Raw genomic sequence first — 24,328 nt, 5'->3', positions numbered from 1 at the left:
GTCGACGCCGGTCCCGAACCGGCCTCGACCGCCGTCGATACCGGACGTACAGCGTTCGCAGCGAGGCCGTGCGACCGCGGGATCGATCCGAACCCGCTGAGTTAAGTGCGGGGATAACCCGTATCGACACAATGGCCTACTACGTGGGCGTCGACCTCGGGGCGACGAACGTCCGTGCGGTCGTCGCCGACGACGACGGCACGGTCATCGGACGCAGCGACCGCGGGACTCCGCGCGGGCCGACCGGCATCACGGTCACGGAGGCCGTCCTCCGGGTCGCCAGGGAAGCGTGTGCCGAGGGCGGCGTGGATCCCGAGCAGGTGAACGCGGCCGGAATCGGCGCGATCGGTCCGCTGGACCTCGCGGAAGGAACGGTCGAGAACCCGGCGAACCTCCCGGACACCATCGACCGCATCCCGCTCACCGGTCCGCTGTCGGTGCTCTTCGACACCGAGCGCGTGTACCTCCACAACGACACGAACGCGGGCGTCATCGGCGAGCGGTTCTACTCCGATCGGAACCCCGACGACATGGTCTATCTCACCATCTCCTCGGGGATCGGCGCGGGCGTCTGCGTCGACGGCAACGTCCTGTCGGGATGGGACGGGAACGCGGGCGAAGTCGGACACATGACCGTCGACCCGCAGGGGCTTCTCACCTGCGGCTGCGGGCACGACGGTCACTGGGAGGCGTACTGCTCGGGCAACAACATCCCGCGCTACGCGGAGTTCCTCTTCGAGGAGGACGACATCGAGACGGCGCTCCCGATCGAGGACCCGGAGTTCTCCGCCGTCGACGTCTTCGAACACGACGGAACCGACGAGTTCGCCACGCACGTCGTCGAGCAGCTCGCCCACTGGAACGCGATGGGCGTCGCGAACATCGTCCACGCGTACGCGCCGCTCATCGTGTACGTCGGCGGCGCGGTCGCGCTCAACAACCCCGAGCGGACCCTCGATCCGATCCGCGAGCGGATGGACGAGATGGTGATGTCGAACGTCCCCGAGATCCAGCTGACGACGCTCGGCGACGACGTGGTCGTGAAGGGCGCGCTGGCCAGCGCGATGACCGACGGGACCGGCGACAGAACGCGGCTCTGATGCGTCGACGCGACTTCCTGCGTGTCGGCGGCGCGCTGGTCGGAGCGGGCGGCGCGCTGGGCGGAACGAGCGCCCTGATCGGGCGCCGTGGGTTTCCGGGCGCGTCGACCGCGACCGCGCACCCCGGGCCGTACGAACCGTACGGTTCGATCGACGTCGAGGGCGCGAAGGAGGCGGTCGTCGGTCCGGACGGCGAAGTCGCCTACCTCGCGACCACGGCCGGCTACGCCGCCGTCGACGTCTCCGTCCCGGATCGGCCCCGGCTTCTCGCCGACGTGCGCGAGCCGCTCGCAGAGCGCGACGGCGGCCCCCTGCGCGGCATCTTCGACGTGAAACTCGACGCGACCGACCCGGACACGCTCGTCGTCGTCGGGCCCGCGAACCCGCTGCCCGGCGCGCTCGCGGGGGTCCTCGTCGTCGACGTGAGCGACCCGGAGAACCCCCAGCGGCGGGCCTTCCACGAGACGTCGTTTCCGATCCACAACTGCTTCGTCCGCGACGGCGTCGCCTACCTCACCGGAAACGACGGCGGGCGGAACCCGCTCGTCCTCCTCGATACGGAGTCGGGCGCGGAACTCGGCCGCTGGGCGCTCGAAGACGCCGCTCCGTCCTGGGACGAGGTGCCGAGCACGCTGCGGAGCGTCCACGACGTCTTCGTTCGCGACTCGACGGCGTTCGTCGCGATGTGGGACGCCGGCACCTGGATCCTCGACGTGTCGGACCCGGAATCCCCGACCGCCGTGGGAACACTCGGCGGCGGCGACCCCGCGGCGTTCGCGGAGCTATCCGGTTCCGCGGCCCGCCGCGAGGCGACGCTGCCGCCGGGGAACCACCACTACGTCGCGACCGACGAGTCCGGGACACTCCTGGCCGTCGGCCGCGAGTCGTGGGCGATCCGAGCGGAGGAAGACGCAGGCGGACAGACGGCGGGCGAGAAGGGCAACGGGTCGGAGACGGAACCGGACGGGGACCCGTCCGCGGGGACGACGACCGCCGGCGGAACCCTCCCGCCCGACGCCTACGAGGGCGGTCCCTCCGGGATCGACCTCTGGGACGTCTCCGACCCCGGATCGCCGGAGCACCGAGCGACGATCCCGGCGCCGCCGTCGTCGGATCCGACCTACGGCGGCGTGTGGACCACCGCGCACAACTTCGAGATCGCGGACGGGATCCTGTACGCCTCGTGGTATCAGGGCGGCGTCACGCGCCACGACGTCTCCGACCCCGAAGCGCCCGAGCGGGTCTCGTGGTGGCGGGACCCGAACGAGGCGAAGTTCTGGACCGCCCGGTTGGCCCGGGCCGGCGAGCGGGAGGGCTTCTTCGTCGCGAGCAGTATGGGCGTCGGCGACGTCCCCGCCCGGCTGTACACGTTCCCCGATCACGCCGGCGAGCAGGCCGACCCGCCCGGAGTGCTGCCCGATCGGGAGCCGACGCCGGTCGCCGGGATCGAGACGGGATCCGGCGGCGCCTCACGGACGGCGCAGACGGATGCGACCGAGACGAGAGCGACCGAGACGAAAACGGCGTCGGCGACGACCGAATCCGGCGCGTCGGAGGGCGTCGGCATCGGCGCGCCGGGGTTCGGCCTCACGGCGGGTGTCGCCAGCCTGGCGCTGGCGGCCTGGCGGCTGGCGGGGGAGTGACCGACATCGGGACCGCCCGTCGACCGGGCGGCGCTAGCGCCGGCGAGACCCTCCTCGAAGACCGTGACACACTTTTCTCGACGGTCGAGCGGGGCGAGCACAACCGCAAGGTTCCAAAGCTTCGGGGTCGAAGAGGAGGTGATGAGCGACTCCGAGGACTCTCTCCGGCGGCGCGTCGAGACGTGGATGGTCGGACAGATGCCGATCATCCAGATGCACGGCGGCGAGAGCGTCGTCCGGAAGGCCGACCCCGACAGCGGCGAGGTCGTCGTCGAACTGGGCGGTGCCTGCGCCGGCTGCGGCATCTCGAACATCACGGCGGACAACATCAAGGCGGACCTGCTGATGGAGTTCGAGGAGATCGAAGACGTCCGCGTGAAGGTCCCGAGCGCCGGCGACCACGGGAGCAGCACCGTCGAGGGCGGTCGCGGCGGCGAGCTCCAGTACGGCACCGAGGATCCCGGTCACTTCTGAGGGGCCGCCGAGCGGTCGCCGCCGGAGCCGCGCCCCCGTCGTGAGGCGAGAGAGCCGATGCACGTCTTTGCATTTCTGAGCCGACGGCGCGTGTTCGTTTCGCCGAACCGACGGCGCGTTTTTGTTCCTCCACGACCTCCGATGCGACGTGGTCGACGCCGACACGCCGCGGGAGTTCGCCTTCGAGCTCGCGCTCTGTGCGCACCTCGAAGAGTCGACCGAGTGGGTCGTCGGTCGCCAACTGGGCGCGGCGGTCGACCGGTCGGGCCGGCGCATCGTGGACGTCGTCGGCGTCGTGCCCGGACCCGACTTCGAGCGGCGCGCGCGGATCACCGATCGAGCGATTCCGGTCCGCGCCGTCGAGAGCGACGTCGGCGTCGGCGAGCGCGTCCCGCGGGCCCGCACCGTCCGCGACTCCGAGGAACTCCACGACTCGGTCGTCGAGAGTGCCGTCGAGGCCGGGTTCTTCGCGACGGAGCGCCGCGGGGGTCGGGAGTACCTCCGGCAGACGACGCGGTACCCCCGAGAGTGGTTCCGCGGCCTCGTCGGCATCGAGAACAAGCCCGACCTCGGCGAGCCGGGAGCGCTGGGCAGACAGCTCCGGACGGACGTCTCGCTCGGACTGTTCGAGGAGGTGGTCCTGGCGACCGCGAGTCACGTGACGCGCGCGCATCTGAACCGGATCCCCGACGAGGTGGGCGTCTGGCGGTTCGACCCCGAGAGCGGGGCGCGCGAGGTGATCCGCGAGGCGGCGCCGCTGTCGACCGACGCGCCGGGTGTCGAACTCGTCGCCGAGCGGCCGCTTCGAACGGAGATCGAACTGGTCGACCGCGACGCGAAAGAACGGGCTCGGACACGGGTCGCCGAGCGGGCCTACGGCAAGGGCTGGCGGACGTACGACCTCCCGGCGTGTGAACACGCGGCGGCGACCGCCGACGGCCGGCCCTACTGTGCCCACTTCGACCGCGTCGTCGATCCGGCGCGCGTCTGCGGCGGGGGCTGTCGCGCCTACGACCCCGGATCGAAACCCGACGTCGACGGCGACGACCTCCGGGACGAGCGGACGCCCTGGCGACGGGATCCACCCGGAGTCGTGCGACGGCAGTCGGGACTCGACCGGTTCGGGTAGTTATTTGAGATTCGAGTGCGTTCGTTCCAGAATACTGAAAACCGGCCCGTGTTTATACCGTCTCTCCGTCCGATCGTCCAGATGTGAGGTGACCGACGATGGCAACATCCACGCAGGCCAAACTGGCAAATCCGGTGGAGTTCGACCTACAGGGCACGCTCGCGGGCTACTGGGTCGCCGTGCTCCGGGTCGTGACGGGCTATTGGTTCCTCCACGCGGGGATCACCAAGTTCGCCTTCGTCTCCGGTGAACCGTTCAGCGCCCAGGGGTACCTCGTCAACGCCCCCGCGGCCAGTCCCATCCAGGGCTTCCTCGTGTGGGCCGGCCAGACGCCGTGGCTGCTCGAGTTCACGAACTTCATGATCCCGCTCGGAGAGACGCTCATCGGCCTCGGGCTCGTCGCCGGCGCACTCGTCCGGCTGGCGAGCTTCTTCGGGGGCGTCCTGATGGTGTTCTTCTACCTCGGGAACGCCAGTTGGGCGCACGGGCTGGTCAACGGCGACCTGATGGGCTTGATGCTGTTCGTCACGCTCGGGGTCCTCGGGGCGGGCCGCGTGCTCGGCCTCGACGCGATCCTCGAGAAGACCGAACTCGGCAAGAAGCGCATCGCGAAGTTCCTCCTCGGGTAAGCAGTGCGCGCCGCGAGGGCAGCCACCGCCGACGCTTTCTCGGTCCCGCTCGATTCCGCTGCTGACGCGACGGCGGCGGGACTGACACTGCCGATCACAACTCGCTGACCCTGCCAATCACAACTCGTAGACCTCGCCGTCGACGGCCAGCGGTTCCTCGAAGGCCTCCTCGGCGGGGTAAAAGTGCGCCGTGTGGACGATACGCGTCCTCGACGCGGAGAGGTCGGCCGCGAGGGCGAGTGCCCCCTCTCGGGTCATGTGTTTCTGACCGAACGTCCGCGGGACGCCGTCGTCGTCGAGGTGCTTCCCGCCGCGCGGGTGGTGTTCGCTCAGCGACGCCGGGACGATGCCGTCCGCGAGCAACAGGTCCGGGTCGTCGAGGACCGCCCGCGATTCCGCGGGGACGCCGTAGCTCGTGTCGCCCGATAGCGACAGTTTCGCCCCGGTTTCGGGGTCCTCGATCGCGAGGCCGTAGCAGCGCAGCGGCGGGTGGTCGACGGGAACGAGCGTCACCTCCAGGCCGCAGACCGCGAACGGTTCGAGGGGAGAGCGGGAGTGGACGCTCACGCGGTCCAGGTAGTCGTACTTCCGGGAGACGGTCTCGGCGACGCTCTCGTCGGTCAGCGGATCGGTCTCGTCGGCGGCGTACACCGGGAGGTCGTCGAAGAGTCGGTAGGCGTTCCCGAGGCCGTCGAGGTGGTCGAAGTGGATGTGCGTGACGATGCCGGCGTCCGGCAGCGGGACCTCTCGGGTGAGAAACTGGTGTCGGAAGTCCGGGCTGAAGTCGACGAGCAGCGACTCGCCGGTGCGCTCGTTCTCGACGTGAACCGAAAAGCGGGTGCGCTCGACGCCGAGTCGGCGCGCCTCGGCGCACGTCTCGCAGTCGCAACCCACGGTCGGCGTTCCGGTCGTATCGCCCGTGCCGAGGAGCGTGACCCGCATCGTAGGAGGGTCAGAGCGGACGGCTCATAAGCGTGGCCGAAGCGATCGGCGAGACAGACCCCGTGCCGGTGCGACGGTGTCGTCGCGACGGGACGCCGAGCGAGGTTCAGTGGTCGTGGGCGTGGTCGTGAGAGTGGTCGTCGCCGCCGTTGCCCGCGACTAACTGCTCGCCGTCGGACATCATATCCATATTCTTCAGGTTGTCACGCTCCTCGAAGTCCTCGACGGCCTCGACGATGTCGTCCTGCGTGAGGGTCGTCCGCTCCTCGGTCAGCGCCTCCAGCACGGCCTCACGGAGCACCATCCGGAGGTCAGAGCCGGTGAGCCCCTCGGTCAGTTCGGCGACGGCCTCCGGATCGAACTCCGCGATGTCCATCCGCCGGGTGATGATGCGGAGGATGTCCGCGCGCATCTCGCTGTCCGGCTTCGGGAAGTTCACGATCTCGTCGAACCGCCGCCACGCCGCCGAATCGAGCTGGTCGGGGTGGTTGGTCGCGCCGATGAGGATCACCTCGTCGCGGATCAAGGAGATGTCGTCGATGCTCTTCAGGAGCGTGTTGACCGCGCGCTTCAGCGCCGCGTGCTCGTCGGAGCGGCGGGTCTTCGCGACGGAGTCGAACTCGTCGATGAAGAGGATACACGGCGAGAGCCGCTTTGCGACCTCGAACGTCTTCTCGACGTTCTTGGCCGTTTCGCCGAGGTACTGGCTCGTGATCATCGAGAGCTTCACCTCGACGAACGGGAGCCCCAGTTCGTGTGCGAGCGCGCGTGAAACGGTGGTCTTCCCCGTCCCCGGCGGCCCGACGAAGAGGATCTTGCCGATCTCGCGGAGGCCGATCTCGGCGAGGTACTCGCGGTGTTCGATCGCCTGCATCAGCTTCTGGATCTCGCCCTCCTGGTCGCCGGTCAGCACGAGGTCGTCGAGCGTCATCTCGATCTCCTCGGGCGCGCGGACCTGGACGAGATCGAGCATCTCGGCGTCCTCCTCCTCGTCGAAGTACTCCTCGAGCAGGCTGTCGATCCAGACGCGGTCGGCCTGGATCGGACGGGTCTGCTCGCGCGCCTCCTCGTGGGTCACGTCGACCTCCTCGCGGTCCTCGACGGCGGCCGCGATCGTCGGGTTCGTCTCCAGTCGCTCGCGGTCGGCGCGGTCGAGGTACCACTCGACCGCCATCTCGGGCTGCGTCAGCGAGATGCGTCCCGAGAACTCCTCGCGCTGGGTGAAGAGCAGGTCGGAGATGGCCTCCCAGGGGTGCTCGACCCCGGTCGCTTTCCGCGCGACGCTGTCGGTGACGACGAGCGGTCGCTCGATGCCGACGACGTTCGGACCGTCGTCGTCCTCGTCGTCCTCGGGCGGCTCCGTCCAGAAGACACGGCGGTATCGCGGTGGCAGATCGTTCTCGTCGAGGTCACGGTTTTCGCTGTAGAGGTGCGCCGTGAGGAGGAACTCGACGACTTCGAGAGCCCGGTTAGTCATCCCAAAGACGTTACCGACTCATCCGCATAAGCGCGTCGAAACGTCCGTAGCCGCCACTCGCTGCCGAACGAGTCGCCGAAGCGGTCGCCGAACTGAACCGTCCACAGAGCGCGGCGGTGTCGGCCTCGAACGCGACAAACACCGCCCGCGTACAACTCCGTGTGTAGTTCTCCGCGTTCTCCCCATTTTATGGCGTCGCGGGTGCCATTGCACGCTATGCCGACGCCAGTCATCGCCGCCGCACACCGCACGCCGTTCGGGAAGGCCGGCGGCGTCTTCGAGGACGTCCGGAGCGAAGACCTCTCGACCGCGCTGATCGATCACGTCCTGGCCGAGACCGGGCTGGGAAGCGACGCCGTCGACGACCTGATGTGGGGCGTCGCCCAGCAGCGCGGCGAGCAGGACAACAACGTCGCCCGCGTGATCGCGCTGCTGTCGGAGCTGGGCGAGGGCGTGCCGGCGACGACGATCAACCGCTGGTGCGCCTCGTCGATGCAGGCGATCATCTCCGCCGCCGACGCGGTCGCCGCGGGGAACCGCGAGTGCGTCCTCGCCGGCGGCGTCGAGAGCATGAGCCGCGTGCCGATGGACGGCGACTCCTACCAGCACCTCCACCCCGAGCTCTCGGAGCGCTACAACGTCTTCGAGCTCCAGATGGGGATGACCGCCGAGAAGGTCGCCGAGGAGTACGGCGTCTCCCGGAAAACCCAGGACGAGTACGCGCTTCGGTCCCACCAGCGCGCCGCCGAGGCGACCGAAACGGGGCGATTCGACGACGAAATCGTCCCGATCGAGACGGATGATGGGACCGTCTCCGCGGACGAGGGGATCCGCCCGGACACCTCGCTGGAGGCGCTCTCGGAGCTCGACCCGGCGTTCACCGGCGACGGAAGCGTCACCGCCGGCAACGCCTCACAGGTGACCGACGGCGCGGCCGCGACCCTCGTCACCTCCCGGGCGTTCGCCGAGGAACGCGGACTCGACGTCCTCGCTGAGGTCGGCACCAACGCCGTCGCCGGCGTCGATCCGACGGTGATGGGCATCGGTCCGGTCCCGGCGACGCGGAACCTGCTTGCGCGCGCCGGCACCGACGTCGACGACTACGACCTGGTCGAACTCAACGAGGCGTTCGCCAGCCAGTGCGTCTACGCGCGGCGGGAACTCGGCGTCGATCCCGAGCGGTACAACGTCAACGGCGGCGCCATCGCGATCGGCCACCCGCTCGGCGCGTCGGGGGCGCGGCTGCCGGTGACGCTGATCCACGAGATGAAAAAGCGCGACGTCGACCGCGGTCTCGCGACCCTCTGCGTCGGCTTCGGGCAGGGCGCGGCCATCGAGTTCTCGCGGTAACGGCTATCTCCCCTCGGGGTCGACGAACCGAACAGCCTCGTGGACCTCCTCGCGACCGCCGATGATCGTGAGTCGGTCGCCGCGTTCGACGGTGAAGTCCGCGCTCGGGACCCGCGTCTCACCGTCCCGCTGGACGAGCGCGATCAGGCAGTCGCCCGGCAGTTCGGGGCCGACCTCGCGTATCGGCCGCCCGATCAGGTCCTCGAACGTGACCGCCGCCTCCTGGATTTCGCCGGTGTGGCCGACCTCGTCCATCCAGTCCATCATCGCCGGTCGCTCGATGTAGTTGTCCATCGCCTGCGCCGTCGCGACCGTCGCCGAGATGGTCCGCACGCCGAGTTCCTCGAACGCGTCGGCGTTCTCGGGGTTGTTCACCCGCGCGAGGACGGTCTCGGGGTCGAACTTCGAGCTGCTGAGCTGTGAGACGAGCAGGTTCACGTCGTCGTCGCCGGTCGCGCCGACCACGATGCGGGCGTTCTCCGCGCCGGCCGAACGGAGGACCTCCGTGTCGGTCCCGTCGCCGTGGTGGACCGTGAACCCGGCGTTCCGGGCGGTTTCGACGACTTCTTTCTGCTGTTCGACGAGCACTACGTTCTCTCCGCGGTCTTCGAGGCGTTCGGCGAGCGTCCGGCCCACCTTCCCGCCTCCGATGATGAGTACGCGCATTGGGATGATGTCGAGGTATTCTGCGATCTGTCGGGCGAATCCGCCCTCGAAGACGACGGTGACGAAGATGACGAGAAAGACGGTTCCGACGAGCAGGTCCGCCGCACCGGTCCGTCCCGCGTCCCGGAGGCCGATGGCGAAGAGCGTCGCGACCGACGCCGGAATGATCCCGCGCGGACCGACCAGGCTCATGAACCACTTCTCGCCGGTCGTGAAGCGGCCGCCGGTGGCGGACGCGAAGACGAGCGCCGGTCGGAGGACGAGCGCCACGATGCCGGCGACCAGGAGGCCGCGGAGCCCGAGCGACACGAGCACGTCGAACCGGAGGAGCGCCGCGAGCGCGATGAAGACGAACGAGAGGACCACGAGCGTCACGTCGCCTTTGAACGCGGAGATCTCGTCCTCGTAGGGGATGTCCGCGTTCCCGAGGAGGATCCCCGCGGTCGCGACCGCCGCGACGCCCGCCTCCGTGTCGATCGTGTCGGCGGCGCCGTAGGCGACGAGCGCGCCCGCGAGCACGAGCAACCGGGCGTTCCGCGGCGCGTTCCCCGGCGAGAGATCGACGTACCGGAGCGCGTAGAACAGCAGTCCGGCGACGATCCCGCCGACGACGACGCCGACGCCGAGGCGTTCGGCGAACAGCGCCAGGAGGGCGAGCGGATCGTCGATACCGACGTTGATCGCGTTGAAGATGACGACCGCGGTGATCGCCGCCGTCACGTCGTTGACGATGCCTTCCGTCTCTAAGGCGGCGGCGACCCGGTCCCGGGTGGGGACGACGTCGAGGATCGGCGTGACGACCGTCGGCCCGGTCGCCACGAGGAGCGCGCCGACGAGGAAGGAGACGTCCCACGGCGCGCCGAGCAGGAAGTGGACGGCCGTCGCCGTTCCCACGAGCGCGACGGCGGCGCCGAAGGTGACGAGCTTCAGCGTCGCTGCCGGGGCCTCGCGGAGCTTCTCGAACCGGAGGTGGAACGCCCCCTCGAAGACGATGATCGCCACCGAGAGGCCGACGATCGCCCCCAGCGCGTTCCCGAAGGAGTCGGGGCCGACGACGCCCAGGACCTCAGGTCCGAGGAGGACGCCGGCCGCGATGAGGAACACGACGCTCGGGACCTGAAACCGGTCTGCGAGGATCTGTGCGATCACGCCGATGGCGATGATCGACGCGACGATCGGCAACAGGAAGGATCCGCCGGCAGCGGCCACTATTCGTCCTCCATACTTCTCTCTCGGGGGTCCGATCCCGTATAAAACCACGTGTCCGCGCGACGAGATCCATCCGCCCGACGGGATCCATCCGCCCGACGGAACGTATCCGCGCGACGGGACCCGGACGTCGCGGAGCCCCTACTCGTATATCATCTCGATTCGGTCGGCGTACCGGTCGAGGATGTTCCGTCGCTTCTTCTTCATCGTCGGAGTCAGCGTATCGTCGTCCGCCGAAAACGGCTCGGAGAGGACTCTGAAGTCCTTGATGCGTTCGTATGGTTCGAACCGCTCGTTGATCTCGTCGACCTCCCGCTGGATCCGCCGGCGAACCCGCTCGTCCCGGCTGAGTTCGGCGCGGTCGTCTGGGAGGTCGATCCCCTCGCTGTCGGCCCACTCGCGGAGCCCCTCGACGTTGGGGACCAAGAGCGCGGAGACGAACTTGCGGCCGTCGCCGACGACGAGGCACTGCTCGATCACGGGGCTGGCGGCGAAGGCGTCCTCTATCGGCCCGGGCGCGACGTTCTTGCCGGTCGAGAGGACCAGGAGCTGTTTGGCCCGCTCGCGGAACGTGAGGTAGTCGTCGGGGCCGCGCTCGACGATGTCGCCGGTCCGGAACCAACCGTCGTCGGTGAACGCCGCGGCCGTCTCGTCGGGGCGGTTCCAGTAGCCGGCCGAGACGCTCGGCCCGCGGACGAGCAGTTCGCCGACGTCGGCGGCGTCGGACCCGCCGTCGGACTCCTCGGCACCGTCGGCGACGACCGACCGATCCAGCCGGATCTCGACGTTCGACAGCGGCGGGCCGATCGTCCCGATCCGCGGTTCCTCCGGCGGGTTGGCCGCGACGACCGGCGACGTCTCCGTGAGGCCGTAGCCCTCCAGGATCGGCAGCCCCATCGCGTGATAGAGGCGGCACAGCTCCGGCGAGAGGCTGCCGCCGCCGCTGATGAGGAAGTCGACGCGGCCGCCGAGCGCCTCCCGAACCTGCTCGAACACCAGCCGGTCCGCGAGTCGGTGTTTCGCGGACAGCAGCGGGCCCGGCTCGTCCGCGGTCTGGTGCGCCCGCCCGACCTCGACCGCCCACTCGAAGATCCGTCGCTTTACTCCCGAGTCGGACGCCTGCGAGCGGATCGCGTCGTAGAGCTTCTCGTAGACCCGCGGGACCGACGTCCCGACGGTCGGGCGGACGGCCCGGAAGTCCTCGCGGAGCGTGTCGGGGCTCTCCGCGTAGGCGACGGTCGCGCCGGCGGCGAACATCAGGAAGTGACCCGCGAGGCGCTCGAAGACGTGTGCCAGCGGGAGGAACGAAAGCGTCGTCGCCGCCGGCGAGATCGCACCCCCCTCTCGGTCCGGACGGGGACCGAACCGCCGGTAACAGCCGTCGACGTTCGCGCGGAAGTTCCGGTGGGTCAGTTCGACGCCCTTCGGGCGGCCGGTCGTCCCCGACGTGTAGATGAGCGAGGCCAGGTCGTCGGGGTCGCGGTCGTCCAGCCACGACTCGAAGACGGCAGGGTCGAACCCCTCGTCGCCGCGGGCGTAGACCTCCCCGAGCGTGTGGACGTCGTCGCGGTCGCGCACCGCGCCGGCCATCCCGCTCCCGTCGGGGATCTCGTCGACGACGACGACGAATTCGAGCGAGAGGTCGTCCTCGACGGCGAGCACCTTCGAGAGCAGGTCGGCGTTCTCGACGACGACGCCGCTCGCGTCGGGGTCCGAGAGGAGGTACTCGATCTGCGACTCCGAGGAGGAGGTGTAGACCGTGGTGACGACGCCGCCGGCGGAGAGCAGCGCGAAGTCGGTCTGGGCCCACTCCATCCGGGTGGCCGAGAGGACGCCGACGCGGTCGCCGGGGGCGACGCCGAGGTCGCGGAACCCCGCCGCGAGCCGTCGGACGATGCCGCGCATCTCGGCGTACGTCAGGTCGGCGTACTCGCCGTCGGGCGCGGCGGAGAGAGCCCCGTCGCCGACGAGCGAGCGGTCGTAGATCCCGCCCTTGTACCGCTGGGCGACACCGTCGGCGTTCCGCGCCGCGCTCTCGTCGAACATCCGGGCGAGCGTCGTCTCGCCGAGCACCTCGTCGTCGAACGTCGTCTCCGCGTCCCGCCACTCCATACGGTCACGAGACGCCGGTGTGAATTAAAGGTACAGTGGTTCCGTCGTCCGCCGGTTGTTCCCCGTTCAACCCCGAGACACGCGGGCGGCGTTTACGTCTCCCCCGCGGGACCGGGACGGCTCCCCCGCGGGACCGAGACGGATCGCTCAGATCCCGAACCGCAGCAGCCACAGCGTCGCCATCCCGGCGACGATCGTCGCGAAGACGTCGTCGAGGTACCAGGTGACTCCGGCGGCGACGACGCCGGCGAGGAGTCGCTCGTTGCCGACGACGGCGATCGCGCCCTCGGGCGCGACGAAGGCGGGGGCGACGAGCGCGGCGAACACCGCCGGCGGGACGAACCGGAGCGCGTTCGTCGCCCGGTCGGGGACGTCGTCGACGCGGCCGAACAGGTGGATGAACGACGCGCGGATGCCGAACGTGGCGAGTCCCAGCGCGACGACGACGCCCCACACCGCGAGCGGCCCGTACTCGGTCGACATCAGTGGCCACCTCCGATCTCCGAGTCGTCGCCCGGGGTCGAGAGCCACTCGTCGGCGAGGACGCCGGCGACGACGCCCGCGAGGCCGCCGAGGATGAGCCCCAGGTCCAGCGGCACGGCGAACACGTCGCCCGCGACGGCGACGCTCCCGCCGACGAGCGCGGCGATCGCCTTCGGCTTCGAGGTGACCGCGGGGATCAAGAGGCTCAGGAAGACGAGCGGGACGGCGAAGGACAGCCCCCAGGAGTCGGGGACGCGCGCGCCGACGACGACGCCCAGGATCGTACAGCACTGCCAGACGATCCACAGGGAGCCGCCGACCGCGAGGTGGTAGCGGCGGCGCTCCGCGGGGTCGAGTCCGGCCTCCGCGTCCGTGTAGCGCGCGATCGAGAGCGCGTACGCCTGGTCGGTGAGGATGTACGCGCAGATCGACTTCCAGACGGAGCGGAGCGAGCGGAAGTGCGGCGCGATCGACGCGGAGTACATCAGCATCCGGAGGTTGATCACGACGCCCGTGAGGAGGATCACGAGCAGTTCGGCGTTGCTGCCGAAGAGGTCGATCGCGGCCAGTTGCGATGCCCCCGCGAAGACGACGAGCGAGAGGCCGACGGCCTGCAGCGGCGTCAGCCCGGCGTCGACGGCGGCCGCGCCCGCGACGAGGCCGAACGGGGCGATCCCGACCAGCAGCGGCGCGACGTCGCGGACGCCGCGGCGGACCTCGGCGGGGAGACGAGAGCGGAACACGGGCGGAGATTCCGCGCGGGAGGGGTAAATCGATGCGGTTTGCGTCGGCCGAGTCGGGCGACGTGACGACGACTGCCGCGGTCGGGGATGCGACGGTGCCGGGGGTTGGAGATCCGATGGCGGCCGAATCTCGGCGGGCGATCGCCGAGGAGAAAACGCCCGGGCGGGAGTCCCGCGAGTGAAACGAGCGGGACGTCGATGGACGCGAAGCGTCCATCGGGACTGGAAGCCCTCTCAACCCTACTCCCGGTTCAAATCCTCCAACTCACACGGTATGGGTGCGACACGACTAACTACCTCACACAAGAAGACCAGGTATGTCGAACGACGCGCAGTCACAGGCCGGGACGGCCGAGGGGCAGGGCCCCGTCGAGATCTCTATCGACGTCGCCCGGCAGTTACAGGAGAAGCGCGAGGAACTCTTCGCGGAGTTCGAGATCCGCGACGAGTTCCCGCCCGCGGTCCGCTCGGAGGCGAAGTCGCGGACGGAGGGCATCCAAGAGGAGATCGAAGAGGAACTCGAACACAGAGAGGACCTCCGCGAGTTGACGACGTGGACGACCGACCCCGTCGACGCCCAGGACTTCGACGACGCCCTGAGCATCCGCGAGAACGAGGAGACGTACACGCTGTGGGTCCACATCGCCGACGTGACCCACTACGTCCACCCCGACTCGAAGATGTGGGAAGAGGCCGTCGAGCGCGGCAACACGGTCTACCTCCCGGGCTATACGATCCACATGCTCCCGCCGACGCTCGCGGAGACGGTCTGCTCGCTGGTGCCCGAGGAGGACCGCCTGGCGCACACGGTAGAGATGGAGATCAAGAAGGACACGCTGTCGTTCGAGGAGGTCGACATCTACAAGTCGGTCGTCCACTCGAACGAGCGGCTGACCTACACGCAGTGTGAGAACCGCCTCGACGACCCCGACGCTCCGCTACACGAGGAGAACGTCCTCGTCTACGAACTCGCCGATCAGCTGCACGAGCAACGGAAGGAGGACGGCTCGCTCGTGTTGAACCCGAGTCGGGACCGCGCGCACACGATCATCGAGGAGTGTATGCTGAAGGCGAACAAGGCCGTCACGCACGAGCTGATGTGGAACCGCGGCGTCGAGGCGATGTACCGCGTCCACCCGCAGCCGACCCCCGACCAGTGGGACGAGGCGCTGCGGGAGATCACCGAACTCGACGGCGTCAACATCTCCGGGGCCAACTGGGAGGACCCCCGGAAGGCCGTCAACGACGCCTTGGAGAACTCCGAGAAGCGAGCGCTCAACAAGATCCAGCGCGCGGTGCTGAAGGTGATGCCGCGGGCGAAGTACATGAACGACCCCTTCGGCGGGCACTACGCGCTGAACTTCGACATCTACGGCCACTTCACCTCGCCGATCCGCCGGCTCTCCGATCTGATCAACCACTGGATCGTCCACGAGAACGACGTCCCCGAGGACCTCGTCGAACTGTGCGACCGCGCCTCCGAGCGCCAGAAGGACGGCGAGACCGCCGAACGCCTCTACAAGCAGTTCTTAGAGGAGGTCCACCTCGATCCCCACGCGGTGAACAACCGCGGGGTCGTCACCGTCGACGACGACGGAAACGTCGTCAACGAGAAGGGACTGCCGCCCGAGGAGATCGACCTGCGGGACTGATCGGGCGGCCGACCGCCGTTCGATCGCCCGGACAGCGAGCCATCCTCGGCTCTCGCTGCGGTCGGCGCCCGCTCGGATCCGCGAACGCGGCGAGCGGCTGCGTCACTGCTTGTGCGTGAACAGCAGGACCTCGTCCTCGTGGGTCGTCACGCAGATGTCGAGCAGCATACTGAGTTCTAAGCTGTTGTACTCGTCCTCGCAGATGACCAGGTCGTCGAACGGGTCACCGCACGCGGGACAGGCGATGCTCACGGTGTTCCGGTACGTCGTCACCCCGCCGGCCGACTCGTGCGGCGTCAGCGACGTGGTGAGTTCGTCGTACTCGCTGTCCTCCATCGTCCACACGAACGGAGCGATCCGTCATAATTCTACTCCTCGTCGGAACGTCGGCATCGGGCGACCGGAGCGACGTCGCGCGCCGAGACTCACAGGGATGTCGCAGAAATCCATCGATTCGGGTTCACTCGAATCGAAGACCGCGGCCAGCCGAGGGTCGTGGATCGCCGGTCGGCTACGGTACTCCCTCTCACTCCGCCAGCGGCAGTTCCACGACGAACACCGCGCCGCCCGGAGCGTCGTCGGCGCCGTTCGGGTCGTCTTCGCCCGCTCTGTCTTCGACCCAGACGTCGCCGCCGTAGGTGTCGACGAGCGTCTGGACGAGGTAGAGCCCGAGGCCCGTGCCGCCGCTCTGCAGTCCCTTCTCGCCCTTCCCGAAGATCTGCTCCTTCCGGTCATCGGGGATCCCGGGGCCGTTGTCGGCGACGCGGACCCGAACGACGCCGGAAGCCTCGTCGACCGTCGCCGAGACCCGCACCTCCGGGACGTCCTCGTCGTTGTGCTGGACGGCGTTCGTCAGGAGGTTCCGGAAGACCGAGCCGAGGATCTCGTTGGCGGAGACGGTCACGTCCGGGATCGTCCCGTCGGTGACGATCAGGGCATCGACCTCCGATCTGATTCCCTCGAGTTCGCTCTCCAACGCCGTCCGGAGGCGCATCGGCCTGCGCTCGGTCTCGTCGGTGAGCATCACGTCCGCCATGTTCCGTGCCGTCTCCGTGAGTTCGACCGCGTGCGCCGCGCTGTCGCTGATCTTTTCGAGATACGCCCGTTCCTCGCCGTCGCTCTCGCCGTCTCGCTGCTCGCAGAGCTCCGCGAGCAGGTCCGCGTAGGCGGTGACCAACTGGAGGTCGTTTCGGATGTCGTGTCTGAGGACCTGATTCAGCGTGTCGAGGTTGTCGCGCTGCTCGCGCAGGCGGTCCTCGTACGCGTTCCTGTCGGTGATGTCGACGTAGACGCCGAACTGTCGCGAGACGTCGCCCTCGGCGTCGATCGGCGCGGACCGAAAGAGGAACTCTCGGACCCCGTCGCGCGCCTCTCGTCGGACCTGACGGGTGATCTGTTCGCCCGCGGCCGCCTCCCCGTCGATCGTTTCGGCCTCGTCGGCCGCCCCCGCGTCGTCGGGAACGATGAGGTCGTTGATGTCCTCGCCCGCGACGGCCTCGACAGCGTGGCCGAACGTCGTCTCGAATGCCTCGTTGGCGTCGCGCAGGATCGTCGACTCGTCGGTGATCTCGACGTCGACGACCGGTTCCGGAACGCCCTGGAACAGCGCCTCGAACCGGTCGCGCTCGCGCTGGAGTTCGCGCTGGCGCGCCATCTGCTCGGCCCGCGACGCGGCGATGGCCTCGCTCAGGCGGTTGAACCCGACCTCGACCTCTCGCCACTCCTCGGAGCCGTGCAGTTCGATCTCCGTCCCGTACTGGCCGTCTTCGAGCCTGCGAAAGCCAGAGAGCAGACGGGAGAGTTGGGCGATGCTCAGTCGGTAGAGCCGCCAACCGAACGCGGCGAGAATCCCCAACACGGCGGCGATCGATCCGGCCTGGACGAACGTCACGGTCCGAATCGTCGACTGCACCGACTCCGGCCCCTCCTGGACGCTGACCGTCCACCCGGTCCCCTGAACCGTGACGTCGCGTTCGAATTCGGGCGAGCCGTCGGGGCCAGTCGTGTAGATGGGCGTTCCGTCGCGCGCGTACAGCTCCAGTCGTTGCCCGTCTTCGAGGGTGGTGGCGACGGTCTCGAAGAACTCCCGTTCGGAGAGGTGAAACGCGGCGTTCATCGTGCCGACGATTCGCCCGTCGCGGTGGATCGGCGTGCTCACCGTGATGATGTGGTTTCCGGAGTCCGCCGCCACGGGGTCGCTGACGTACGTCGTGCCGTTCATCGCTCGCTGGTGGTAGGTTCGGTCGCCGAAGTCGGAGCCGACGAGCGCGTCCCGGCGCTCCTCGGAGACGTTCGAGACGATGTTCGTCATCGTGCCGTTCGCGGCGATCACGGAGACGCCCGAGAACTCGGACCGCTCGACGAACGCCGAAAGCGCCCGCCGCTGCGCCGCGCTCCCGTGATCGGCCACCTCCGGGTTCGTGGCCGCGATCGAAACCGTGCGCCTCAGCGACGAGAGCTGCGTCTCCAGCGCCGAACCGACGTGCTCCGCCGCGTGGTCGACCCCGCGCTGTTCGTGTTCGTAGAGCGTGTCCTTGTACTCCTGAAACCCGACGAACACCGCCGCCGAGAGGACGATCCCGACGACCAGAATCGAGACCAGGAACGCTCGCTTGATCTGCACTACCTCGTCTCACCGGGGGAGAAAATTGAATGTACTGATTCGCTAGCTTTCCTCCGGGACCGCCGCGTCGCGGTCTCTCGGGCTCTCGTCAGCGTCGGAGACCGAGCCGTCGCGGCGGAGTGAATCAGGGCAGTCACGCGCGACCGCCGCGGTTCCGAGGCCGACGAGCAGGCCCACGGCGTGTCCGACGTTCACGTTCGCGGGCGACAGCGAGACGAGCGCGACGAACGATTCGACGGCGACGAGCGCGACGGCGCAGAGACCGAACAGGACGGCCAGCAGTTCGAGGTCGGTCACGCGCTCGTGGCGCGGGAGGTGGACGAGTGCGAACCCGCCGGCGGCGAAGACGACGCCGCTGATGCCGTACACGGCGACGTTCGACCCCGATCCGAAGGCGACGCTCCAGCCGGCGAGGGCGACGATCGACCCGACGGCGGCGGCGGACGCCATCGTCGCAAACCGACCGAACGGGAGGTGCGACTCGGCGACTCGACCGAACAGGAACAGCGTGATCACGTTGGGGACGACGTGTGCGAGCCCGCCGTGAAGCAGCGGCGACAGCGGCCACGCGAGCCACGGCGCGCGGAGGTACACGTAGTTGGTGGCCTCGAATACCGACGGAACGCCCCAGAAAACGGCCTGTGCGGCCTGAATCGCGTAGACACCACACACCGCGACGGAGAGGAGGTCCGTGACCGGCGCCGACAGCGACCGGTGTTGGGCGACGATCGAGCCCAGACCGTTCGCGAACGGCGTCATCAGGTTCGCCACCGAGACGGGCCGCATCGTACGGGTGTCCGGCCCGCGCCGATATGAGTGCTTGGGCGGCGGTCCCGCGCGGAACGGGCGTCGTCGCCGGCGAGGGTTTATAAACGGGGACGGGGCCAGAGTCGGCGTGACGTGAGCGTCACCCCGCGTCGGGACGCGGTTGTCCGGCACGTCGACGCGGGGAGAGCGACGAGTCGGCCGTCGGTCGCCGCGGGCGGACGGCGACCCCGCGGCCGCGTCGTCGGTCGCGGGTGCCGGCTGTTCGCCAACGACATCGGGCTACCAGGCCCGTCGGGACCCGCCGGATTCTTGTTTCACCGGCGAGAGCGACGGGTGTGCGACTCGTTCAGGTGATGGTTCCGACCGGAAAGCGGGAAGCGGTTCTCGGCGTTCTCGACGACGAGGACGTCGATTACGCCGTCTCCGACGAGACAAGCGGCCGCGATTACGCTGCCGTCGTATCCTTCCCGCTCCCGACGGCAGCGGTCGAGCCGATCCTGGACGAACTCCGCGGCGTCGGCATCGAGCGGGACGCCTACACCGTCGTCGTCCAGGCGGAGACAGTCGTTTCAGAGCGGTTCGAGGCCCTCGAAGAGCGGTACGAGTCCGAGGAGGAAGAGAACGGCAACGGCGACCGAATCGCCCGCGAGGAGTTGGTGGCGCGGGCGAACGACATGGCTCCGACGGTTCGGCCCTACGTGTTGATGACGGCGGTGAGCGCCGTCGTCGCCACCGCCGGGTTGCTCCTCGACTCGCCCGCGGTCGTCGTCGGATCGATGGTCATCGCGCCGCTCATCGGGCCGGCGATGGCCGCGAGCGTCGGGACCGTCGTCGACGACAGCGAACTCGCCGTCCGCGGGATCAAGCTGCAGGCGCTCGGCGGACTGCTGTCGATCGGCGCCGCCGCGGTGTTCGCGGTGCTGTTGCGAGTGACGAACGTCGTCCCGCTCACCGCCGAGGAGGTGTTCGCCATCGGCGAGGTGAGAGAGCGACTGGCCCCCGACGTCCTCTCGCTGGTGATCGCGCTCGGCGCGGGAGCCGCGGGTGCGGTCTCGCTGGCCTCGGGCGTCTCCTCGGCGCTCGTCGGCGTGATGATCGCCGCCGCGCTCGTTCCGCCGACGGCCGTCGTCGGCATCGGAATCGCGTGGGGCGAACCGCAGACGGTGATCGGATCGGCGGTGCTCGTGCTCGTGAACATCCTCGCGATCAACCTCGTCGCCCTCGTCGTCCTCTGGCGGATGGGCTATCGGCCGAAGCTGTGGTTCCGCGAGGACGAGGCCCGGTCGGCGACGATCAAGCGGATCGCCGCGCTCGCGGCGGTTCTGCTCGTCCTCACGGGGTTGCTCGGCGCGTTCACGTACAGCTCCTACCGGACCGCCGACTTCGAGGCGGACGCGACCGCCGCCATCGAGTCGGAGCTACCGCCGGACGCGACGCTTCTGAGCCTCGACGTGACCTACGAGGGGTTCCCCGTGCAGAGCCCGCAGACGGTCGTCGTGACGGTCGGACACCCGCCGTCGTCGTCGCCGCCCGCCGCCGGTCCGATACGCGAGCGCGTCACCGCCCTGGCTCCCGATCCGATCGGCCCGTTCGGACGGGGCGACGTCCGCGTGGAGATCAGGTACGTCGGCGTCGATCGAGCGGGGAGCTGACCGAAGCGTCGGGCTTCCGGCTCGCCGCGAGCGGAGACGTAACGCGCCCGTGCGAAGACGCAAAGAGTCCTTTGCGTCAAGCGCGCGTTCAATACCTGAGCCGACGAAGGAGTGGGTATGAACCGCCGACTCGGTATCGCAACGGTCGCCATCGCGACGCTCGTCCTGCTGGCAGGATGCATCGCCCCGCTGCAGACGGCGAACGGCGATTCTCCATCGGGAGACGCACAGCGGACGATCTCGACGAGCGGGAGCGGCGAGGTGTCCGCAGAGGCCGACCGGGCCGTCGTGACCGTCGCCGTCACCGCCCGCGCCGACAGCGCCGAGGAAGCGCGGTCGACGGTGGCCGCGGCGGCGAGTGAAATGCGCGAGGCGCTCCGGGCGGCCGGCGTCGACGACGACGCGGTGACGACCGCGTCGTACGGCGTCCGCCCGATCGTCGAGGCTCCCCGGGAGAGCGGTGAGCGGGAAGTCACCGGCTACGAGGCCGTCCACGCCTACCGGATCGAGACGACGCCCGACGCCGCGGGCACCGTCGTCGACACCGCCGTCGGCAACGGGGCCACCGAGGTGTACGGCGTGAGCTTCACGCTCGCCGACGAGACGCGGACGGAACTCCGCGAGCGGGCGCTCGAACGGGCGATGGACGCCGCCCGCGACGACGCCGACGCCATCGCGTCGGCCGCCGACCTGACCGTGACCGGCGTCCAGTCCGCCTCGACGAGCGGCGGCTACGCGCCGGCGTACGAGGTGCGCGAGACGGCCGCCGACAGCGGCGCCGGCGGCGTTCCGACGCAGTTCGAGGGCGGGTCGGTGACGGTCACCGCGAACGTCGACGTGACGTTCACCGCCGAGGAGTAGGCCGGATCGGTCGCCGCGGGTTCCGGTCGACCGGTCACACCGGAACCACGAGCATCGCCACCCCGCTCAGGACGACGACGCCCAGCACGATCGAGACGAGACGGCCGAGTCGATAGGTCCCGAGAAACAGCGCTAACCCGGCCTTAACCAGGGTGTTCGCGATCGCGGCGATGACGATTCCGGTGGTCGCGACCTCCGTCGAGACGGTGCCCTGCGCCGCGAGTCTGCTCAGCGTGATCGTCATCGCGTCGACGTCCGCCAGCCCGGAGAAGAAGGCGGTCGCGTACACGCCCGAGGCGCCGAACCACTGGTTGGCGTACTCCGAGACCAGGAGGACGACGGCGAAGACCGCGCCGAAGACGAGCGCCGGCCGCAGCCGGAACGGGTTCTTCATCTCCTCGGTCTCGATCGACTCGTCGGCCGCCGTCCGCCAGTAGAGCAGGGCCGCCGAGACGGCTCCGACGGCGGTCATCACGCCGAGCGGGAGCGCGACCGCGGGCAGGAGGTCCGGGTTGACCACCGAAACCTCGACGAGCGCCCGGGGGAACATCACGATCGACGCGGTGACCACCGCGAACGCGCAGATCCGATACAGCGTCTCGTTCTGGGCGGTCTTGCCCGCCATCGACACCGTCGTCGCCGTCGATGAGACGAAGCCGCCGACGACGCCCGTGAGCGCGATGCCGCGCTCGGCGCCGAGGACGCTTCCCAGCACGTAGGCGACGAACCCGAGGCCGGTGACGAAGACGACCATCAGCCAGACGAACCGCGGGTTGAGGCCGTAGAGGGCGTCCATCGAGCGGTCCGGGAGCGAGGGCAGCACGACGAGCACGATGAGGATGAACTTCGCCGAGGCCAGTTGCTCGCTCGCGTCGATCCGGTCGGCGAACTCGTGGAGCGGGTCCTTCACCGAGAGGAGGACAGTGACGGCGCCGCCGACGACGACCGCGAGCGTCGCCGCCCGGTCGGAGTGCATCGTCATCGCCCCCAAGATCGCCGTGAGGAGCGCCGAGGTGAGCGTCGTGAGCCCGAGGTCACCGTCAGTCCAGACTCTCGCGGCGTATGCGACCGTCAGCGGAACGACGAGGACGCCGAGCGCAGCGAGTAGCGTCCCGCCGAAGAACGCGAACGTCAGCGCCCCGTACAGCGCGAACAGCGGGAACGTCCGACTGCCGGCGAACCGCCCGGCCGACTCGCTCTGTTCGCGTTCCAGTCCGATGAGCGCGCCGAGGCTGGTCGCGACGAGGAGTCGCAGGACGACTTCCGACAGGGGAGCGGTGAGTGGGTCGAACATCGGTTGCCGGGTGTATCTCGGTGCTGCGAGCGGCGCGTGTTCGGTCGGCGCGGGCTACTCCTGGCGCGACGGCGGGATGTCGGGCGTCCAGTCGACCGCCTCGACCGCCGCGTCGAGGACCGCGTCGACGCCCTCGCCGCCCTCGACGCTCATATGCAGGTCCGCCTCGACGTCGCGCGAGCGGTCGCTCTTGTTGTTCACCGTGAGCACGGGGACGTCGCGCTCGCGGAACCGTTCGGCGACCGACTCGCGGAGTTCCAGCTGCGCCGCCAGCGGGTAGCCGCAGGCCTCGCTCGCGTCGACGACGAAGACGACCGCGTCCGCGAGGTGTTCGATCGCGCTCACCGCCTGCCGCTCGATGTCGTTGCGCTCCGCCTCCGGCCGGTCGAGCAGCCCCGGCGTGTCGATGATCTGATACCGGATGCGATCCCGTTCGAAGTGTCCGACGTGGACGCCCTTCGTCGTGAAGGGATAGCGGGCGATCTCGTTCGTCGCGCGGGTGACTTCGTTGACGAACGAGGACTTCCCGACGTTCGGATAGCCGGCGACGACGATGGCCGGTTCGTCCGGGCGGATGTCCGGGAGCGTCTTCAGCGCGTCGCGGGCCTCGCCGATCCGTTCGAGGTCGTCGGCGACGTCCTCGACGAGGTCGGCCATCCGCGCGAACGCCTGTTTCCGGTGCTTCCTCGCCGTGTCGGCGTCGGTCTTCCGGAGCTTCGGCTGGTACTCCCGCCGGAGTTCGCCGATCTGTCGACTCGTCCACGTGACCCGCGAGAGGCTCTGTCTGAGTTCGTCGACGTCGACGATGGCGTCGGCGAGTTCGTAGTAGAAGGGGTCGACCGTGCCGAAGTCGGGCCACTGCGTGACGACGTTCTCGAGGTTGTCCGAGAGGATCGACGAAGCGGTCTGAAGCATCGACTGCTGGGCCTCCAGGCCGGACTTCGCGCGCCCCGCGCGGGCCGCCCGGGAGAACGCCTTGTCGAGAAGTTCCTCCGACCGGGGCGTCGTCGGGAGGGACTCGAAAATCATATTGGTCACGTTACATCGCCGAACCGTAAAAGCGCGTCCGTTCGGCGGTCGCGTGTGCCTCGCTCGCTTCGGGCCGTTCGCGGAGGTTTTGTCCGACCGGGTCCTCTCTCCGGGTATGAACACGGACTGGCGGGCGGTCGGCATCGGCTTCGTCGTGATGCTCGTCGTCGGCGCGTTCGGCCTGTGGCTCCCGGTCGTCGGACAGGTCGGTGCCGGCCTCGTCGGCGGCTTCGTCGCCGGCTACCTCGCCGGCGGGATCGGGAACGGCGCGTGGAACGGGCTGGTCGCCGGCTCGATCTCCGGGATCGCGGTCTCCGTGCTCGCCGCGCTGCTCGGCGGGTTGATCGGGCTCGCGGGCGGGCCGTTGGGTGGATTCCTCGGCGGCGCGGGGGTCTTCCTCGTCGGCGTCGTCGTCACGCTGCTTTTCGCGATCGACAGCGCCATCGGCGGGGCGATCGGCGGCCTGCTCACCCGGTGAGCGGCGAGCGCGCG

Annotated in this window: 22 protein-coding genes; 11 read left to right on the top strand and 11 right to left on the bottom strand. The window is 69.3% G+C overall.

Going from position 1 to position 24,328, the window contains the following annotated elements:
- The first annotated feature begins 131 nt into the window (after positions 1 to 131).
- The 5 genes from DV707_RS01970 (at position 132) to DV707_RS01955 (ending at position 4,975) form a co-directional block, all read left to right on the top strand.
- Positions 132 to 1,100 (top strand): ROK family protein, encoded by a 969-nt coding sequence (locus DV707_RS01970; protein ID WP_103990858.1) that lies wholly within the window; start codon positions 132 to 134, stop codon positions 1,098 to 1,100.
- On the top strand, positions 1,100 to 2,743 hold the full coding sequence (locus tag DV707_RS01965) for an LVIVD repeat-containing protein (RefSeq protein ID WP_103990859.1): 1,644 nt from the start codon (positions 1,100 to 1,102) through the stop codon (positions 2,741 to 2,743). Before DV707_RS01970 ends, DV707_RS01965 begins: the two co-directional genes overlap by 1 nt.
- A 141-nt stretch (positions 2,744 to 2,884) precedes the next feature.
- Entirely contained in the window at positions 2,885 to 3,217 is a 333-nt protein-coding gene (locus DV707_RS18885) for a NifU family protein (RefSeq protein ID WP_103990860.1), read from the top strand.
- A 148-nt stretch (positions 3,218 to 3,365) separates the two neighbouring features.
- Positions 3,366 to 4,346, top strand: coding sequence for a DUF5787 family protein (locus tag DV707_RS01960; protein WP_103991259.1), 981 nt, complete (start codon positions 3,366 to 3,368; stop codon positions 4,344 to 4,346).
- A gap of 98 nt (positions 4,347 to 4,444) precedes the next feature.
- The gene (locus DV707_RS01955) at positions 4,445 to 4,975 is read left to right on the top strand and encodes a TQO small subunit DoxD (protein WP_103990861.1); all 531 of its coding nucleotides are present in this window, start codon (positions 4,445 to 4,447) and stop codon (positions 4,973 to 4,975) included.
- Between the two features lie 117 nt (positions 4,976 to 5,092).
- On the opposite strand, the gene DV707_RS01950 is transcribed toward DV707_RS01955, so the two are convergent.
- Together DV707_RS01950 and DV707_RS01945 are read right to left on the bottom strand one after the other, a co-directional pair.
- On the bottom strand, positions 5,093 to 5,917 hold the full coding sequence (locus tag DV707_RS01950; RefSeq protein WP_103990862.1) for an MBL fold metallo-hydrolase: 825 nt from the start codon (positions 5,915 to 5,917) through the stop codon (positions 5,093 to 5,095).
- A 106-nt stretch (positions 5,918 to 6,023) separates the two neighbouring features.
- Positions 6,024 to 7,394, bottom strand: coding sequence for an ATP-binding protein (locus tag DV707_RS01945; protein WP_103990863.1), 1,371 nt, complete (start codon positions 7,392 to 7,394; stop codon positions 6,024 to 6,026).
- A 216-nt stretch (positions 7,395 to 7,610) separates the two neighbouring features.
- Between DV707_RS01945 and DV707_RS01940 the strand changes: the two genes are divergently transcribed.
- Positions 7,611 to 8,744, top strand: coding sequence for a thiolase family protein (locus DV707_RS01940; RefSeq protein WP_103990864.1), 1,134 nt, complete (start codon positions 7,611 to 7,613; stop codon positions 8,742 to 8,744).
- Between the two features lie 3 nt (positions 8,745 to 8,747).
- On the opposite strand, the gene DV707_RS01935 is transcribed toward DV707_RS01940, so the two are convergent.
- The 4 genes from DV707_RS01935 to DV707_RS01920 all read right to left on the bottom strand — a co-directional run bounded on the left by DV707_RS01935 (position 8,748) and on the right by DV707_RS01920 (position 13,957).
- Entirely contained in the window at positions 8,748 to 10,619 is a 1,872-nt protein-coding gene (locus DV707_RS01935) for a cation:proton antiporter domain-containing protein (protein WP_103990865.1), read from the bottom strand.
- A 141-nt stretch (positions 10,620 to 10,760) separates the two neighbouring features.
- Complete coding sequence (locus DV707_RS01930; RefSeq protein WP_103990866.1) at positions 10,761 to 12,731, bottom strand: AMP-dependent synthetase/ligase; 1,971 nt, start codon at positions 12,729 to 12,731, stop codon at positions 10,761 to 10,763.
- A gap of 147 nt (positions 12,732 to 12,878) precedes the next feature.
- Positions 12,879 to 13,214 (bottom strand): AzlD domain-containing protein, encoded by a 336-nt coding sequence (locus DV707_RS01925; RefSeq protein ID WP_103990867.1) that lies wholly within the window; start codon positions 13,212 to 13,214, stop codon positions 12,879 to 12,881.
- On the bottom strand, positions 13,214 to 13,957 hold the full coding sequence (locus DV707_RS01920) for an AzlC family ABC transporter permease (RefSeq protein ID WP_103990868.1): 744 nt from the start codon (positions 13,955 to 13,957) through the stop codon (positions 13,214 to 13,216). The genes DV707_RS01925 and DV707_RS01920 overlap by 1 nt, the downstream gene beginning before the upstream one ends.
- A gap of 32 nt (positions 13,958 to 13,989) precedes the next feature.
- On the opposite strand from DV707_RS01920, the gene DV707_RS18400 reads away from it, so the two are divergent.
- A complete protein-coding gene (locus DV707_RS18400; protein ID WP_160113917.1) occupies positions 13,990 to 14,139 on the top strand; it encodes a hypothetical protein in 150 nt (49 codons plus the stop codon).
- Positions 14,140 to 14,274: 135 nt separating this feature from the next.
- On the top strand, positions 14,275 to 15,609 hold the full coding sequence (locus tag DV707_RS01915; protein WP_103990869.1) for a ribonuclease catalytic domain-containing protein: 1,335 nt from the start codon (positions 14,275 to 14,277) through the stop codon (positions 15,607 to 15,609).
- 102 nt (positions 15,610 to 15,711) lie between these two features.
- Here DV707_RS01915 and DV707_RS01910 read toward each other — a convergent pair whose 3' ends face one another.
- The 3 genes from DV707_RS01910 to DV707_RS01900 form a co-directional block, all read right to left on the bottom strand.
- The gene (locus DV707_RS01910) at positions 15,712 to 15,945 is read right to left on the bottom strand and encodes a DUF7385 family protein (protein ID WP_103990870.1); all 234 of its coding nucleotides are present in this window, start codon (positions 15,943 to 15,945) and stop codon (positions 15,712 to 15,714) included.
- 190 nt (positions 15,946 to 16,135) lie between these two features.
- Complete coding sequence (locus DV707_RS01905) at positions 16,136 to 18,232, bottom strand: ATP-binding protein (protein WP_103990871.1); 2,097 nt, start codon at positions 18,230 to 18,232, stop codon at positions 16,136 to 16,138.
- 42 nt (positions 18,233 to 18,274) lie between these two features.
- Positions 18,275 to 19,018 (bottom strand): rhomboid family intramembrane serine protease, encoded by a 744-nt coding sequence (locus DV707_RS01900; protein WP_103990872.1) that lies wholly within the window; start codon positions 19,016 to 19,018, stop codon positions 18,275 to 18,277.
- Positions 19,019 to 19,335: 317 nt separating this feature from the next.
- Between DV707_RS01900 and DV707_RS01895 the strand changes: the two genes are divergently transcribed.
- Both DV707_RS01895 and DV707_RS01890 read left to right on the top strand, forming a co-directional pair.
- Positions 19,336 to 20,652 (top strand): TIGR00341 family protein, encoded by a 1,317-nt coding sequence (locus tag DV707_RS01895; RefSeq protein ID WP_200820849.1) that lies wholly within the window; start codon positions 19,336 to 19,338, stop codon positions 20,650 to 20,652.
- 117 nt (positions 20,653 to 20,769) lie between these two features.
- A complete protein-coding gene (locus tag DV707_RS01890) occupies positions 20,770 to 21,513 on the top strand; it encodes an SIMPL domain-containing protein (RefSeq protein WP_103990874.1) in 744 nt (247 codons plus the stop codon).
- 34 nt (positions 21,514 to 21,547) lie between these two features.
- Here DV707_RS01890 and DV707_RS01885 read toward each other — a convergent pair whose 3' ends face one another.
- Positions 21,548 to 22,807, bottom strand: a complete 1,260-nt coding sequence (locus DV707_RS01885) for an MgtC/SapB family protein (protein ID WP_103990875.1) — start codon at positions 22,805 to 22,807, stop codon at positions 21,548 to 21,550.
- 54 nt (positions 22,808 to 22,861) lie between these two features.
- Positions 22,862 to 23,836 carry an NOG1 family protein gene (locus DV707_RS01880; protein WP_103990876.1) on the bottom strand — a complete coding sequence of 325 codons (975 nt, stop codon included), beginning with the start codon at positions 23,834 to 23,836 and terminating at the stop codon, positions 22,862 to 22,864.
- Positions 23,837 to 23,951: 115 nt separating this feature from the next.
- Between DV707_RS01880 and DV707_RS01875 the strand changes: the two genes are divergently transcribed.
- Entirely contained in the window at positions 23,952 to 24,314 is a 363-nt protein-coding gene (locus DV707_RS01875) for a DUF5518 domain-containing protein (RefSeq protein ID WP_103990877.1), read from the top strand.
- Positions 24,315 to 24,328 lie beyond the last annotated feature (14 nt).

It is taken from the genome of Halobellus limi (assembly GCF_004799685.1).
Lineage (GTDB): Archaea > Halobacteriota > Halobacteria > Halobacteriales > Haloferacaceae > Haloquadratum > Haloquadratum limi.
The sequence above is the reverse complement of the archived record's forward strand: the minus strand, read 5'-3'. Positions and strand labels throughout refer to the sequence as shown.